Source organism: Helicobacter pylori (assembly GCF_009689985.1).
Lineage (GTDB): Bacteria > Campylobacterota > Campylobacteria > Campylobacterales > Helicobacteraceae > Helicobacter > Helicobacter pylori_CG.
Genome location: NZ_QBAW01000016.1, coordinates 1 through 15737, shown reverse-complemented (window position 1 = coordinate 15737; position 15737 = coordinate 1). Strand labels below are relative to the sequence as shown.

Here is a 15737-nt window from a genome sequence, read left to right as displayed (position 1 = left end):
TATTATTCCTTTATGGGTGCTGAACTCAAATACCGCAGACTCTATAGCGTGTATTTGAATTATGTGTTCGCTTACTAGGCTTTTATGAAACTCCCTCTTTAAGGGGGTTCTTTAAGGCTTTCTTTTTAAAACTCTTTCTTTTTTAAACTCTTTCTTTTTTGAACTCTCTTTTTTTTAAACTTTCTTTTTTGAAGCTTTCTTTTTAAAGCTTTTCTTTTTTGAACTCTCTCTTTTTTTTTGAACTCTTTTTTTAAAGCTTTTCTTTTTTGAATTCTCTTTGAACCCTCTTTTTTGTGGTGGGTTTGATCTTTTTCTTTTTACTAATCTCCACTACTTTCGCTTTTTAATCTTTAAGTTTTCATTTTTGGGAGGGTTTGATGAAAAACCTTTTTAGCCTTTTTAGTTAGTGGAAAACTTCAGCGATAATTTTTAAAAAGCGCTTCTTTATAGGGGATTAATCTTTTTCTTTTTGCTGATTTCATTGACTCCTCAAAGCGCTTTTTAAGTTTTTATTTTCCTAACCTTTCTCGCTCTATCGCTTGCGCTATAATGAGCTGGTATTTTTAAAAAAGGATAAAGCATGCCTAACTCTCCCACCAAAAAAGACTACACACAATACAGCGAAAAACAGCTTTTTAACTTAATCAACCAATTAGAGCAAAAGATCAAAAAGATGCAAAATGATAGAGCTTCTTTTAAAGAAAAAATGGCTAAAGAATTGGAAAAAAGGGATCAAAACTTTAAGGATAAAATAGACGCGCTAAATGAACTCTTGCAAAAAATCAGCCAAGCTTTTGATGATAAAAGAGATTGTTGTTTGGGACGCAAGATCCCAAACCTTGAAACGCAACAAGCCATGAGAGATGCGTTAAATGGCGAGAACTTAGAAACTATTGAAGACCTTTCTGCATGGGCAAATGAAGTGAAAAAGGAAGTGAATGCTAAAAATTAAGCACCATATCCTTTACAAAAAAGATTTTAAAAAACTTATTAAAAACGGGTTTGATGATAGCGTTTTGAATAAGGTCATTCTGTCTTTGAGAAAAAAAGAACCGCTAGATCCCCAATTTAAAGATCATGCCTTAAAGGGAAAGTGGAAACCTTTTAGGGAATGCCACATCAAAGCTGATATTTTGCTTGTCTATTTAGTGAAAGATGATGAGCTTATTTTAGTAAGACTAGGCAGTCATAGCGAGCTGTTTTAAAACACCCGCACAACTTATAACGCTTAAACTAACCGCTTCACCAATTACCCCCTTTTTTTAGGGATAAAATTCAGGGTTAAAACACCGCCTACACGCTTTTTGCTTTTTTTAAATGCTCTCGTGTTTCCCGCTTTTCAAATACCCTCGTGTGCGCATTTCCTTACGCTTCAAAGCCCCTTCATAACGGCGGATTTCAACCTCTGTTTTAGGCTCGTATTTGGGCATGGGGGTGGGTTTGCCATTTTCTACAGCCACCATAGTGAAATAGCATGAATTGGTGTGCGTGATTTCACGAGTTTTAATATCTTCGCTCAAAACCTTAATCCCCACTTCGCACGAGGTGTTGCCCACATAATTGATGCTGGCTAAAAAAGTGAGCAAATTCCCTACAGGAATGGGGTATTTAAAAGTAACCCCATCCACGCTTAAAGTGACCGTTCCTTTAGCGCAATAACGAGTCGAACACACATAAGCCACTTTATCCAATAAATTCAATAATTCCCCCCCATGCATGACATTGTTGAAATTAGCGGTTGTAGGCACGACTAAATAGCTCATCAATAATTTAGTGCGATCCGCTGTGTCTATAGTAAAATCAAAATGATTGGAATGCGATGATTGTATTTGAGGCATTGTTTCTCCTTAATTAAAATTGGTGTTAAGAATGTCTTTTGTAAAAAACATTCCAAGAACTATATATTAGTAAAAATTAAGTAATATTAAGTGAATATTAGAGGAATTATAAAAATAATAAGAGAGTTGGCGTTAGATAATGGGCGAGAAAAAAGAAAGCCAAAAGGTGGCAATTATCACCGGGGCGAGTTCTGGGATTGGGTTAGAGTGCGCGTTAATGCTGTTAGATCAAGGGTATAAAGTCTATGCGCTCTCTAGGCATGCGACTTTGTGCGTAGCGTTAAACCATGCGTTATGCGAGAGCATTGATGTTGATGTGAGCGATTCTAACGCTTTAAAAGAAGCGTTTTTAAACATCAGTGCTAAAGAAGATCATTGCGATGTTTTGATTAATTCTGCTGGTTATGGGGTGTTTGGGAGCGTAGAAGACACGCCTATTGACGAAGTTAAAAAACAATTTGGCGTGAATTTTTTCGCCCTTTGTGAAGTGGTGCAGTTTTGTTTGCCCCTATTAAAAAACAAGCCCCACTCTAAGATTTTTAATCTTTCTTCCATAGCGGGGCGCGTGAGCATGCTCTTTTTAGGCCATTACAGCGCGAGTAAGCATGCTTTAGAGGCTTATAGCGATGCCTTGCGTTTAGAGCTTAAACCCTTTAACATTCAAGTGTGTTTGATTGAGCCAGGCCCGGTGAAAAGCAACTGGGAAAAAACCGCTTTTGAAAATGATGAGCGAAAAGATAGCCTTTATGCCTTAGAGGTGAATGCGGCTAAAAGCTTTTATTCTGGTGTGTATCAAAAAGCCCTAAGTCCTAAAGCCGTGGCGCAAAAAATCGTTTTTCTTAGCATGAGTCAAAAAATCAAGGCCCGCTATTTGATCGGCTTAAAAACCCAATTATTGTTAGCGTTGTATAGAATCCTCCCGAGTAGTTGGTATGATTCTTTGTTCAGATTAATCGTTCTTAAAAGGAAGCGTGATGCTTAAAACCTATCATATTGCATTAGCTTGCGTGATTTTAGCGGTGGTGGTGCTTTTGTTTGGAGGGGAGACCTTGAGTTTGGAAGAATGGCAAGAAGTGTGCCTTAATGTGAAAAACCACTTTTTACACAATGAAGAACTGAGCTCTTTAAGTATTATTATTTTAGAAATACGACTACCACGAGTGATTTTAGCGCTCCTGGTGGGAGCGAGTTTGTCCGGGAGTGGGGTGGTGATGCAAACGATTTTTAGAAACCCCTTAGTGGATCCTTTTTTATTAGGGATTTCTAGCGGAGCGATGCTAGGCGTGGCGATGGCGATAGCGGTAGTGGAGTCTAATATTGCGATTTTAGCGTTCTTTGGGGCGATTTTAGCCAGCCTTGCTGTCTTAGCGATGAATAGGGTTTTAGGCAATTCCGTCCTTTCATTGGTGCTTTCAGGGGTGGTGTTGAGCGCGTTTTTAAGCGCCTTAGCCGGAGCGATAAAATTCTTTGTGATCCCCCAAAAAGCGCAAGCGATTGTCGTGTGGCTTTTAGGGAGCTTGTCTTTGAGCAGTTATAAGGATTGCTTGATCGCTTTCATAGGGCTATCCTTAGGCTTTATCCCGCTTTTTTTGTTAAGGTGGCGCATCAATTTATTGAGCTTGAGCGATGCGCAAAGTTTGAGTTTGGGTATTAATCCGGTGCTGTTGCGATCGCTTTGTTTGGTGTGCGTGAGCGTTGCGAGCGCTTTAGCGGTGAGCGTGTCTGGCACGATTGGCTGGATTGGGTTAGTCATTCCACATGTAGCGAGGTTGTTTTTTGGGGCGAATTTACAAAAACTGCTTTTAAGCTCTTTGTTAATGGGAGCGTTTTTCTTGCTTTTAGCGGATGTGGTGGCTAAAACCATTACCCCCTATGATTTACCGGTAGGCATTGCCACAAGCGTTTTAGGAGCGCCTTTCTTCTTATGGCTTTTATTCAGGACTAGGGGGGTGTGATGGTCTTAGAAGTTAAAAACCTATCCTTTAAATATTCTCAAAAACTCATTTTGGATAAATTGAGTTTTAGCGTGCCAAAAAACAGCATCACCAGCATCTTAGCGCCTAATGGATCGGGTAAAACCACGCTTTTAAAATGCCTTTTAGGGCTTTTAAAGCCTTTAGAAGAAACCGAAATTAAAGCGTGCAACAAAGATATTTTACCCTTAAAGCCTTATGAAAAAGCCAAATTGATCGCTTATATCCCCCAAGTGGAATATTATGCGTTTAATTTCAGCGTGTTGGATTTTGTCTTAATGGGGAAAGCGACGCATTTGAATCTATTCGCTACGCCTAAAGTTAAGCACATTAAAGAAGCTACTAGCGTTTTAGAGCGCTTGGATTTAGAGTCTTTAAAAGATCAAGGCATCAATGATCTCTCCGGCGGTCAAAGGCAAATGGTGCTTTTAGCCAGAAGTTTGTTGCAAAGAACGCCCTTATTGTTACTGGATGAGCCTACGAGCGCTTTAGATTTAAAAAACCAAGCCCTTTTTTTTGATGCGATTAAAGATGAGATGAAAAAACGAGAATTGAGCGTTTTAGTCAATATCCATGATCCCAATTTGGTTGCCAGGCACTCCACGCATGTGGTCATGCTCAAAGATAAAAAACTTTTTTTGCAAGCTTCCACGCAAATCGCTATGACTTCACACAATTTAAGCGTGCTCTATGACACGCCCCTAGAAGCGATCTGGCATGATAACAAGCTTGTCGTGTATGCGTTGTAGGGGTTAAATGTTATTTCTTAAGAAATCCCATGCCAAAGCATGGGTTTAAGAGCTTAGAAACTATACCTCATTCCTAAATTGGAAGCGAAATGGCTTGCATTGGAAATCAAGTTGTGCAAATAAATAAAGCCCAAATTCAAAAACACTTCTTTAGCCAATTTCAATTCCCCACCCATCATCACTCTGGCATGGGTATTTAAAGGATTGCGAGCAGTATTCACTTTAAAGGTGTTTAAAGACACCGCATTGCTAGAACCAAAATTAGCAAATTCTTGTAACACTCCAGCATTCATATAGAAGTATGAAGTGTCCCCATAATAATAACGAGCTTCCACATTAGCGCTAGCGTTGAATAAATGCTGACTGCTTGCGCCATTTTTTAAAGCCGTTTTATGGGTGCTGTTGCTTTCAAAGTTGGTTGAACCTAAATGGTTATAGCTCACGCCCACGCTTGGTTTTAACACTAAAGCGTTCCTAAAAAACGCAAAGTCATAACCATAGCTCGCTCTTGTTGAAGCGCCATAGGCTAAGTAATTGTAGCTTTGATTCAAATCTCGCAATAAAGCGCTTTTGAAATTCAAGCTTGATTGATCACTCCCTACAACTCCTTGAGCTTCAAAATCAAATTCATGCCGGTTAGCAAAGATACGGCTATACACGCCAAAATTAGCGTTATTAGCCCCAGAGTTAAGAGAGTTCGCTTGATTATTAAAAGAGCTATAACCATAGCTTCCAAATCCGCCTACAATGGCTTCCACTTTCTCATTAAGGTAAGCATCTACGCCTGCGCTTGTGCCATATAATGAAGTGTTGCCACCGCTATTTAGACTCGCTCCTCCAATAGCGTTAGCCCAAACATTGGTGGGTTTTTCATATTTAGGAGCAAACTTATATACCACTTCTGCCGCGCTTTCTAAAGAAGCGAATCTTTGGTCTTTTAAAGCTTGCAAGCGTTTGGCGAATGAGTCAATATTGTTGGTGTGCCTTCTGGAGAGATTGACTAAACGAGAATTTAAAATCATCGCATTGCTCAAGCTCAAAGTTTGTAAGCCGCTTGTCTTATGCTCCAAACTGGCTATGTTGTTTAAAGCGTCAGTGGCCGTATTCAACTGCTTGGTGATTTCATTAGCGCTTGTAGCATCAATCATTGTTCTGGCATAACCCGCATTGTGGCTATCAATCAATAAGGTTTGTAAGAGATCCCTACCTTGAGCGCCTGAGTGAGCATAAAGCGTGTCAATATCCTCAGAGCGGTTAGCCAATTCAAACACGCTTTCAATGGTGCCAAAATCATGCTTATTGATAGCGACTAAATTAGGAGTGGCGCTATAATGAGCGAAAGGAGCGTTCTTTATGAGAGCATAGCTAGCAAAACGCGCCTTGTTAGTGGTGTTTGTAGGTAAATTTGTGGTATTGCCACCATTCTCAGTAGGTGCAGAATTGTTGCCTAAATTAACAGCGATTGTGGTGTTGTTAGCCGTTTTATTAATCCCTGTATTTTTCCATGCCTTACCTTCAAGATACTTGTAATTTTCAGGGTTATTCACCATGCTTTGATTGCCGATAGCCATCCCGCATGCTTTAATGTCATTGAGATTGTCTTTTCGCACCACACAAATATCCATGCGGTTGTTGTTGTTATAAAGGGCTAGGCGCTCTTTGAATTGATCTTGCAGATTGGTATTGCTTGAAGAAATATTGTCATAACTAGCGCCTTGCACTCCTACTAAATTATAATCAATGTTTCGCGCCCTCAATAAGACATGCTCTTTATTTTTAGTGAGGTTTTGAGCGTTATTGATCTTAATGAGTGGTTTGTAAAATCCGGTCGCGCTATCCACTAAATTATTAAATATCATGCTTGCTTGATGGCCTGCATTCAAGGTCGCCACACGCCCATCTTGGACAAAAAGATTCATCGTGCCTTGATTGTTGGTGAAATGCCCTTGAATGGTTAAATCCAAATCCTTACCATAATCCATGCTTGCGTTGCTGTTTAGGGTTAGGTTGTTAAACATAAGCCCCGTTTTGCCGGCAATGTATCCTGGGGCTCCAAAAAGAATCCTCTTGTTGATTTCAACATCGGTAACATTCCTAGCGTCAAAATAATTCCAAGGGGCATGGTAAATTTCATCTATAATCAGTTTTTTACCGCTTTTAAAAGTAACGCCCCCAGAATAAGCCGGGCTATATCCCATTTGCAAACTAACGACACCAATGCGAGACTTATCGCCTATATTTTCGCCAAAAATAGTGTATTGCCCAAAACTTTGAACTCGGGTTGTAACCACTAATTCCTTAATGTCAAAGTTTTTAATGTTCACATTAGTGGCAGATGTAGTGAGCTTGTTGATATTGACTTTGTCTGTAACGCCGCTAAAATCCAAAGCGCTAGTGTTTAGCCCATTATCGCTCTTTGTGGCATCAATATTTTTAAAATGAGCGCTATGGCCATTCACTCTTAAATTCGTGGATTTTCCCAGATAAATATTGCCATTAAAATAAGCTGTATGAGCATCCACTCTTAAATTCACCGCTTTTCCTAGATGGATATCGTTATTAAAAGTGGCTGTGCCGTTTTTGGTATCCACACCAGCCTTAAACTCAAAATTCGCGCTTGATCCTGCCACAGCAGAGCCACCCACTTGATTATTCACCATTAAAGCCCCATCAACGGTGATATTCCCGGTTAGATTTTCCACTAAAAGGGTACGCCCGCTCGCTTGATTGGACAGATTGACACCGCCTTTGCCGATATTCAAATGAGCCGCATTGGTGGTAAGAGAAGCTGTATACCCTCCCACTCTAATCGTGCCATCAGCGTTAGTGTTGATGCGGTTGATATTGACCACCGTGTCTTTGGCTCCAGCAAAAGGCCCATCAATGACTTGCGTGGGTTGAATTTCTGTTTTTTGCCCGCTATTGGGTGGGTTAATGACCTGAGTGTTACTATTATTTTGACTGCTATCTTGTTTGTCGTTTTTAGCGCTTTCATTTTTGTCGCTTTTAGCACCACTTTGAGAATTGGTATTATTAGGTTTATCCTTATAACCACCTTCTGGAGGGGCGATAATGTTTAACCCCGCGCTTTGCCACAAATCCAGTGTGCCAATATTAGTCTTTTTACTGGCGATAATCCCTGCTTGAGCGGCGTTGTGATCGCCCACAGTGAGATGGTTAAAATTCACTTCCCCTGCCACTTTTGAAGTGTTTATCGTGCTGTATGAAGGGGCCAAATACGCTCCCACATATTGCAAACGACCCATCCACACATTACCCATTAATTTAACGCTGTTTGAAGCCAAATTAAGCGTAGCGCCATCATAAAGAGAAATTTCCGCATTTTTACCGCTAGTGATCCCTTCTGAAGCTTGCAAAGTTAAAACCGTAGAACTGGCTTTCCTCCCGGCTCCAGAACCCACACGATTATTGATTTCTAAAAAATTATCAATTGAGATATTTTTAGCGTTGAAATCCACTCTCGTGGTGCGATCAGCGCTATCCTTAAAGCTCGTGAAAGAATTGCCATTGAATTGGCCCAAACGCAAAGTGGCTTTTTGCATATTCACATCTAAATCCCCACCAGTATAGTTTCTTAGCCCTGAAAGCTTATAAGTCCCTACAGCGTCTTTCATATCCACTTCAAGCTTGTTCCATTGCCCGCCTTTGACCCAATAATGCCTAGCGGCATTCCCCCAATCCCAACCTCCATCAATCTTACTGGATAAAAGGGATTTGTATAAGTCGTATTCCTTGTTAGGGAATTCATTAAAGCCTCTTCCTGCTTGAATGCGCCAAACTTTATCGGGTTTATCCGGGGTTTTATTCGCTTCTTCGGCTTGTTTGAGCCCCCAACCAAGAAGCCCTGAGACCGTTCCTACAGCAGCACCTGTAGCGATACCCCCAACAATGGCTGGAATGATCACGGTTGTAAAGAAGGCGGCATGACTTTTTTGCGGTGTGATGCTGACCAATAGCCCCACTAAAGCGAGAGAAACCAAAGGGCGATTGATTTTGCGGTGTGTTTGTTGTAATTCCATTTTCTTCCTTTCTTCTTAATAAAACGATTTTTGCACAAAGGGTGCGACTTCAAACTGGAAAATTTCTGTTGTATTTATGATTAAGGTTATAAATATATAGTATTTACAACCAATGTCCAATTTTATCAAGTATTAGGTAAATGAATATAAAATTTACAAGATTTAAAAAGCAAAAATATTGAAATTTGTGGCTAGAATGTGTAAAAAGGTAAAATTGGAGGCGTTTAAAAAAACTTCTCCCAGATCGTGCCTTGTGGGGTGTCCATCAAAGCGATTTTTTGTTTCAAAAGCTCTTCTCTGATGCGATCGGCTTTTAAAAAATCTTTTTGTTCTTTGGCGCGTTTCCTTTCTTCTATCTTGTTTTCAATTTCTTGTTTTTCGCTCCCACTCACGCCTAATTGGAAATAGGCGCTAGGGTCTTTAAACCCGATACCAAGCAGTTCTTCTATGAATTTCAAATTCGCTAAAATTTCGCCCTTCAAAGCCTTGTTTTTAGGGTTTTGATCAAGTTTTTCATTAGTAGAAGAAAGCATGCTTTCTAAAACGCTCAACGCTTTAGAAATGTTTAAATCATCTTGCATGCATTCTAAAATTTCTTTTTTAAAGTTTGGATTTATTCCTCCAAGAGTCCCTAAAACGCGCTGTTTTAGGCGATAGATTTTATCCAAGCGTTTTTTACTCATTAACAAGTCTTCTTCATTGAAATTCAAAACAGAACGATAATGCACCCCTAGTAAGTAATTGCGCAAAATTTCGCCATCATAGTTTTTGAGGGCGTCTTTAATAAAAAAGCTATTCCCTAAACTTTTAGACATTTTTTCGTTATTGATATTCACAAAGCCATTATGCATCCAGTATTTAGCAAGCTCCACGCCAAAGGCGCAACGGGTTTGGCACGCTTCATTTTCATGGTGGGGGAATAACAAATCTGCTCCGCCTGCATGGATGTCAATTTGATAAGGGGTGTCAGCGAGCGCTAAAGTTTCAAAAACCATGCTAGAGCATTCTATATGCCAGCCAGGACGCCCTTTGCCTAAAGGGCTATCAAAGCCCACATCATTATCCCCCTTATAGCTTTTCCATAGCACAAAATCCTGCTCAAGTCGTTTTTCTTGCACCAAACCAATACGGCCAAATTCAACGCTGCTATTATGCACGCTCAAAGAGCCGTAATCTTTATCCTTGCTCGTGTCTAAATAAATATCCCCATTAGAGACTCTATAAGCGATATTTTTTTCTAAAAGCGTTTCAATCATGCGCACCATAGCGTCTAAATACTCGCTCGCTTTAGGCTCTAGGCTGGGTTTTTTCACATTCAAAGCGTTCAGATCCCTCGTGTAAGATTCAATATAAATGCTGCTTAATTCTTGAATGCTTTTGTTTTCTTTGAAGGCTTTGTTGATGATTTTATCGTCAATATCGGTGAAATTCCTTACTAGCATCACTTCATAGCCGCTTAATTCAAGCGTGCGCCTCAACAAATCAAAAGCAATCGCGCTCCTAGCATGCCCTAAATGAGCGTCATCATACACCGTAGGCCCGCACACATAAATATTCGCCTTATTTTTAACTAAAGGCTCAAAAGGGACTTTTTGTTTTGATTTGGTATCATAAATAAACATTTAAAAACCTTGAAAATAATAAAATAAATATAAATGTGTAACCCACGATTTGAACGCTAAGAGTAATAAGATTTCCATGCAAGCGAGGAAAAGGATTACAAGCCATGATTTTAAATTCTTGATTATACCCAAGAATGCTTGAAAGCCAAACGCTTTTATCGTTAAAACAAATAAAAACAACCCGCTCAAACTATTCGCTAACGCTAAACCCAAAACCCCTAACAAAGGCATTAAACTCAAAGAAGCCGCTAAACCTAAAAAAAGCGAAATTAAAGAGATTTTAGCCGCTTTTTTTTGCTCTAATTTCGCATAAAGCCACAAAGAAAAGAGTTTAGTTAGCCCAAAAGGGAGCAAGCCTAAAAGATAGAGCGAAAAGACTTGCGAAGTGATTAAGGTGTCTTTAGAGCTAAATTGCCCCCTTTCAAATAAAAGCTCGGTGATTTCTTTGCTTAACATGATCCCCCCAATGCTGCAAAAGAGCAAAACCCCCACCAAAAAAAACCACGCCTTTTGCAAGCGTTGTAAGATTAGATCCTGCTGGTTGTTTTTAAGCGTGATCGCAATGCTGGGGAAAAGGGCTGTGGAGATAGCGATAGCGAATAACGCTAAAGGGAGCTGGAAAACTCTGTTAGCGTAATACAAATAAGACACGCTCCCGCTCGCTAGAAAAGAGGCGATTGTGGTGTCTAAAAAAGAAGCGATTTGAGCACTAGAATTGCCTAAAACGCTGGGGAAAAATTGCTTGAAAAACGCTTTTAGATCCTTTTTAACTTGATTGAAGCGGTATTCTTTTTTGAGCGCGTTTTTAGTCTTAAAGCCCAACAACCCTTTAAATAATAAATCCCATAAGCCTAATTTCACTAAAGGGTAAAAGTGTAATAAAATTTGAGCCACGCCCCCTAAAAGCACGCCATAACTCAAATAATACAACGCTTCTAAATGCGTTTTTTCTTTAGAAATCAAAAGGGCTAAAATCATGCATAAATTGAGTAAGCTTGTGCTATAAGCGCTGGCAAAAAAGCTGTGTTTGTATTGCAAAAGTGCGCCTAAAAAAGTGGTGATAAACACCAATAAAAGATACCAAAAATTGATCGCTACAATAGGGGCGCATAGTTTGAGCGTTTCTTCATCAAAGCCATAAGCGAGGAGTTTAGTGAGCCATAAGGGATTTAATGCCACCAACAAGCACCATATTAATAAGACGCTACAAAAAATAAGCCCCACCAAACTCGCAAAGCTCCCTTTAATGGAACTTCGTATGAAGCTCGGTAAAAAGCTTTGTGAAAAAGAGCCCTCCGCAAAAATACGCCTGAACAAATTAGGCAATTTGAAAGCCACAAAGAAAATATCGCTATACACCCCAGCCCCTAGAATATTAGCCATCATCAAATCCCGTAAAAAGCCAAAAATCCTAGAGCATAAAATCCCTAAGCTATTGGTTAAAAATATTTTTTTTAGCATACTAGTCGTATTTATTACCTAATTTTCAGTGTTTTTTTGTTAGCATATTTCTTTTTTCAAATTCTTATATTATACCATTTAAGGATTAAAAAATGAGCTTGGAGCGTTTTGCCCCTATAAAAGTTGAGCGGTGCAAAGACATTCAAAAAGAATTAAAAAAAGCGGCCGCTGAAAATAAATTACAAACAGAAGATCTATGGTTTGAGATTTTAAAAACTTCTATTTTTATCAAAAACAGCGCTAAAGACGATTTTAGTGAGGCTTTTGGTGGGGAATTGCAACAATTAGAAGAAGATGAATACTATGAAAAAAAAGAGCTAACCCTTTATCAAACCCACGACATTAAAATCAAATCAAACGCTTATAAGCGCTTTTTTGAGGTGGGAGTGGATGAACATTGGAGTAAAATAGAAATCGTTTTAGACGAGTGTTTTATTGTCCTAGACACTGAAGAGCATTACCAAGAAATGTTTGGATATATTAAAGAGCGTTTAGCCTTTCAAGGCGTGGTGTTTCGCCACCTTTCACAAATGTATGAAAATTTAAAAACAGAGTTAAGAAAATATAAAAAAGAAGCCCAAAACAAGCGCTTTATTTTATACGCTTCTTCAACCTTTATCCCTAATATAGAAGAACAATCCCATTTTTTATTAGAAGAAGAATACCTTCCAACGCACATTATTCCCTTAAGCGATCAAGAAGAATCGTTTGTTAAAGAAAATGATTATATCGCTAAAGAAAATCAAAAAGTCGCTTGCGTGAATTACCCCAAACAAGGCAGAGATGGCCGTAACCTTAAGGGTCTTTATATTGAATTATCTAAAGTTGCCAATTCGCCCACCCCTATAGGGCATGACAAAAACGCTTTTGAAGAAAGAGAAGAAAATAACGCTTTAGTGTATTACTCCAAAGCCTTACAAAGGGTTAAAATGGAAAAAGGGCGTTTGGTTTCTAAGCAAAATTTTATTTTTAAAAACGGGATCAAATCCATTGAAACGCCCAATCTTTTAGGGGGAGTGGAGAGCGGGTTGGTTTTAGAGATTCAAGCTAAAGATGAATTGAGCGATGCGATTGATTCTAACCTCATTTTAGAAGCGAGCGCGATTAACATTAAGGGCAATGTGGGCAAGAATGTGATCTTAGTGGCTAAAGAAATCACTATAGAGGGGCAAATCCACCCTGAAAGCTATGTCTATGCCAATAAAGCGCGTATCACTAACCATAAGGGCGTGTGCTACGCTAAAGAGTTTGAGTGCAAGTATTTAGAGCGCGCTAAGGTGTATGCCAATAGCGTTAAAGTGGAAGCGAGCGCGGGGAGCGTGGTTTATGCGAAAGAAATCGCTTTAGAAAAGCTCAAAAGCGATAACAAGCTGTATTTTTCCAAGCAATGTTGGATTGATGAGGTGGATGGTAATGGCAACCGCTTTATTTTTTACGCTTTTGGGGGGCGAGAAAACCAAGAAGAATTAAAGATCGCCAAACAAAAACTCAATGCGTTAGGGTTAAAATCCAAAAAAATCATCGCTCAGCACCAGTCCTTAAACCATTTAGTCAAAAACCATCAAGCCATCATGGAAAAGCTTAAAAACGCCACTGAAGAAATCAAACGCTCTTTAATACAGCAAGAAAGCGTGAAAGACGCTTATAGCGAGTTTATGTTTGCTTTAAAGCGTTTGAAAATCTTAAAAGCTCAAATGTTAGAATTGCAAAAAATCAATAACGAATGTTACGCTAAACTCATCAGCATAGAAAACAGCTTCCAGCATGCAAGCATTACGACTAAAAACCCTTTCAAGCAAGAAAATATCGTGATTTACCATCGCAATTACCCTAAAGTGAGCAATTCAACCGCCATGTTAAGCCATAATGAAAGCGTGGATGTGATCTATGAAGACCATAAAATCAAAAAAATCCCTAAAAGCGCTATAAAAGGCTAAAGCAAGAGATAAAAAAAGGGATAAAATGATAGTGGGTTTGATAGGGGTTGTGGAAAAAATCTCCGCTTTAGAAGCGCATATAGAAGTGCAAGGGGTTGTTTATGGGGTGCAAGTTTCTATGCGAACGGCTGCCTTGCTTCAAGCGGGCCAAAAAGCGCGTTTGAAAATCTTACAAGTGATTAAAGAAGATGCGCATCTTTTATACGGGTTTTTAGAAGAGAGCGAAAAAATCCTTTTTGAAAGGCTTTTAAAAATCAATGGGGTAGGGGGGCGTATCGCTTTAGCCATTCTTTCAAGCTTTTCGCCGAATGAATTTGAAAACATTATCGCCACCAAAGAAGTCAAAAGACTCCAGCAAGTCCCAGGTATAGGCAAAAAGCTCGCTGATAAGATCATGGTGGATTTGATTGGCTTTTTCATTCAAGATGAAAACAGACCCGCACGCAATGAAGTCTTTTTAGCCCTAGAGAGTTTGGGCTTTAAAAGCACCGAAATCAACCAAGTCTTAAAAACCCTAAAACCCAATCTCAGCATAGAAGTAGCGATTAAAGAAGCCTTACAACAACTGCGCTCTTAAAAAAAGCTTTTTAGTATCCGCTCGCTAAAAACCTAGTAAGAATTTAGAATTAAGCGCGCAAAAATCACACTTTAGCAACAACACGCTTAAAATCATTGAAGAGCTTAACAACGGCGTTAAACAAGCTAGCGAAGAAATCAAAGAAAAAGCGTTTGATTTTTCTAATGAAAAACTCACTAACGAGCAAATCAAAGAGTTATTGAATAACGCAGAAATCCCTACAAGCGGGAGAGATGCGATCACTTTTGGAACGAATAACCTAAACCCTGAAATTGTTGAATTTCTACACAAAAACAACAAGAAAATGATTATAGAAAAAGCCTCTAACAAAGAAGTGGAACTTTTAGCTGACGCTAACTTTAGACACCCTGAAAACATAAGAGCGAGTTTAGATCATGATGCTATCGCTCACATACTCAAAAGGCATGGCGTTAATTCTGTTAATGTTAGAAATGGAGAAATCCCTATTACTTACGAAGACATAGCGAATTATAGATATATCGTTAATAACGCTGATGCAATCCTTAGGACTTTAGACAAACACGGAGAAGAAGCTATAACGGCGTTTAAACAAGTTAATGGCTATGCGGTAGTCGTGGAGCAAGCGATCAATAAGAAAAATGAATTAGCTTTAAAAACAATGTATAAGAACAATGGGAATTATAAAAATAATGAAGTTTATAAAGAATTTTCAAGCACCTCACTCGACGCTGATGCGAAGGTGTACCATGGGTTGAGTTCCCATGGTGGTGCTACAGAAAATATTACACCAAAACCGCTAAATAGTCAAGAGGATTTATTAAAAAATACCGAAAATTTAAACGAAACCACACCAAAACCTACTAATTTAAGCCCGCTAGAACAAGCCAACGCAAAAAAGTATGAATTAATACTAAAAACGAAGCATAAAACGAAATTATAAGGATAGTGTAGCCCATAGAAAAACATTAGCAAAATCTCAGAATAGCGATTGAATATCAGTTATGAGCTGAGTGCTAGACATGCTTGATAAAGCTAATGTATTTTGAAACTTTAACATAAAAAATTAAACACAAGGAGTAAGGAATGAAAAGCATTAAAAAGCCTCACCTTGACCATACACAAGCCCTTGCGTCTTATGTGTCAGGGTCTATTGGCACACTTAAAGTGTTTTTAGTGTGGGTTAGAAAATTATTCTCTAACCCATGCTTTGACAATATTAGCGCAAAAACATTAAACAATAGAAAGAGTGAATTAGTTTCAAAAACAATGTTCAAGAGTAACGGAGATTATAAGAATAACAACGCTTATAAAGAATTTTCAAGCACCGGACTCGATGCTAACGCAAAGGTTCAGCCATGAGTCGAGTTCCCATGGTGGTGCTAAAAAGAACAATACTTAAAAAAATTGAATAAGTCAATGAGTGAAAAATGAATCAATCTTAAAAACGATGTACCAATCAAAGCTTTAATACAAGACACCAAACCGTTACTACAAACCTATAAAATCCTATAAAGAGCTATAAAATTCTCTCAATTTGGGATTTTTGTTGTATTCCTAG

Annotated in this window: 13 protein-coding genes; 9 read left to right on the top strand and 4 right to left on the bottom strand. The window is 38.8% G+C overall.

Annotation, left to right across the window (positions count from 1 at the left end; genetic code table 11):
- The first annotated feature begins 580 nt into the window (after positions 1-580).
- Positions 581-952 (top strand): type II toxin-antitoxin system HP0895 family antitoxin, encoded by a 372-nt coding sequence (locus tag DBU79_RS07585; RefSeq protein WP_154412044.1) that lies wholly within the window; start codon positions 581-583, stop codon positions 950-952.
- Complete coding sequence (locus DBU79_RS07580; protein WP_154412043.1) at positions 939-1205, top strand: type II toxin-antitoxin system RelE/ParE family toxin; 267 nt, start codon at positions 939-941, stop codon at positions 1203-1205. Before DBU79_RS07585 ends, DBU79_RS07580 begins: the two co-directional genes overlap by 14 nt.
- Positions 1206-1313: 108 nt before the next feature.
- Here DBU79_RS07580 and DBU79_RS07575 read toward each other — a convergent pair whose 3' ends face one another.
- Positions 1314-1838: an acyl-CoA thioesterase gene (locus DBU79_RS07575; RefSeq protein ID WP_001135605.1), complete on the bottom strand. Its 525-nt coding sequence runs from the start codon at positions 1836-1838 to the stop codon at positions 1314-1316.
- 139 nt (positions 1839-1977) lie between these two features.
- Here DBU79_RS07575 and DBU79_RS07570 point away from each other — a divergent pair, with 139 nt between their 5' ends.
- The 3 genes from DBU79_RS07570 to DBU79_RS07560 are packed head-to-tail and all read left to right on the top strand — an operon-like array spanning position 1978 to position 4560.
- Positions 1978-2820 carry an SDR family oxidoreductase gene (locus tag DBU79_RS07570; RefSeq protein WP_024115646.1) on the top strand — a complete coding sequence of 281 codons (843 nt, stop codon included), beginning with the start codon at positions 1978-1980 and terminating at the stop codon, positions 2818-2820.
- Positions 2813-3793, top strand: coding sequence for a FecCD family ABC transporter permease (locus DBU79_RS07565; RefSeq protein WP_050832824.1), 981 nt, complete (start codon positions 2813-2815; stop codon positions 3791-3793). The genes DBU79_RS07570 and DBU79_RS07565 overlap by 8 nt, the downstream gene beginning before the upstream one ends.
- Positions 3793-4560 (top strand): ABC transporter ATP-binding protein, encoded by a 768-nt coding sequence (locus tag DBU79_RS07560; RefSeq protein ID WP_154412042.1) that lies wholly within the window; start codon positions 3793-3795, stop codon positions 4558-4560. Before DBU79_RS07565 ends, DBU79_RS07560 begins: the two co-directional genes overlap by 1 nt.
- 53 nt (positions 4561-4613) lie before the next feature.
- On the opposite strand, the gene DBU79_RS07555 is transcribed toward DBU79_RS07560, so the two are convergent.
- The 3 genes from DBU79_RS07555 to murJ all read right to left on the bottom strand — a co-directional run bounded on the left by DBU79_RS07555 (position 4614) and on the right by murJ (position 11683).
- On the bottom strand, positions 4614-8600 hold the full coding sequence (locus DBU79_RS07555) for a vacuolating cytotoxin autotransporter (protein WP_154412041.1): 3987 nt from the start codon (positions 8598-8600) through the stop codon (positions 4614-4616).
- Positions 8601-8824: 224 nt separating this feature from the next.
- Positions 8825-10222 carry a cysteine--tRNA ligase gene (gene cysS / locus DBU79_RS07550; protein ID WP_154412040.1) on the bottom strand — a complete coding sequence of 466 codons (1398 nt, stop codon included), beginning with the start codon at positions 10220-10222 and terminating at the stop codon, positions 8825-8827.
- Positions 10223-11683: a murein biosynthesis integral membrane protein MurJ gene (murJ, locus tag DBU79_RS07545; protein ID WP_154412039.1), complete on the bottom strand. Its 1461-nt coding sequence runs from the start codon at positions 11681-11683 to the stop codon at positions 10223-10225.
- Between the two features lie 92 nt (positions 11684-11775).
- Between murJ and DBU79_RS07540 the strand changes: the two genes are divergently transcribed.
- From DBU79_RS07540 to DBU79_RS07525, 4 genes are all read left to right on the top strand, one after another.
- Entirely contained in the window at positions 11776-13620 is a 1845-nt protein-coding gene (locus tag DBU79_RS07540; RefSeq protein ID WP_154412038.1) for a FapA family protein, read from the top strand.
- A 25-nt stretch (positions 13621-13645) separates the two neighbouring features.
- Positions 13646-14197 (top strand): Holliday junction branch migration protein RuvA, encoded by a 552-nt coding sequence (ruvA, locus tag DBU79_RS07535; RefSeq protein WP_154412037.1) that lies wholly within the window; start codon positions 13646-13648, stop codon positions 14195-14197.
- Between the two features lie 199 nt (positions 14198-14396).
- The gene (locus DBU79_RS07530; protein WP_459411370.1) at positions 14397-15119 is read left to right on the top strand and encodes a DUF3519 domain-containing protein; all 723 of its coding nucleotides are present in this window, start codon (positions 14397-14399) and stop codon (positions 15117-15119) included.
- A gap of 143 nt (positions 15120-15262) precedes the next feature.
- Entirely contained in the window at positions 15263-15538 is a 276-nt protein-coding gene (locus tag DBU79_RS07525) for a hypothetical protein (RefSeq protein ID WP_134889605.1), read from the top strand.
- The last annotated feature ends 199 nt before the right edge of the window (positions 15539-15737 follow it).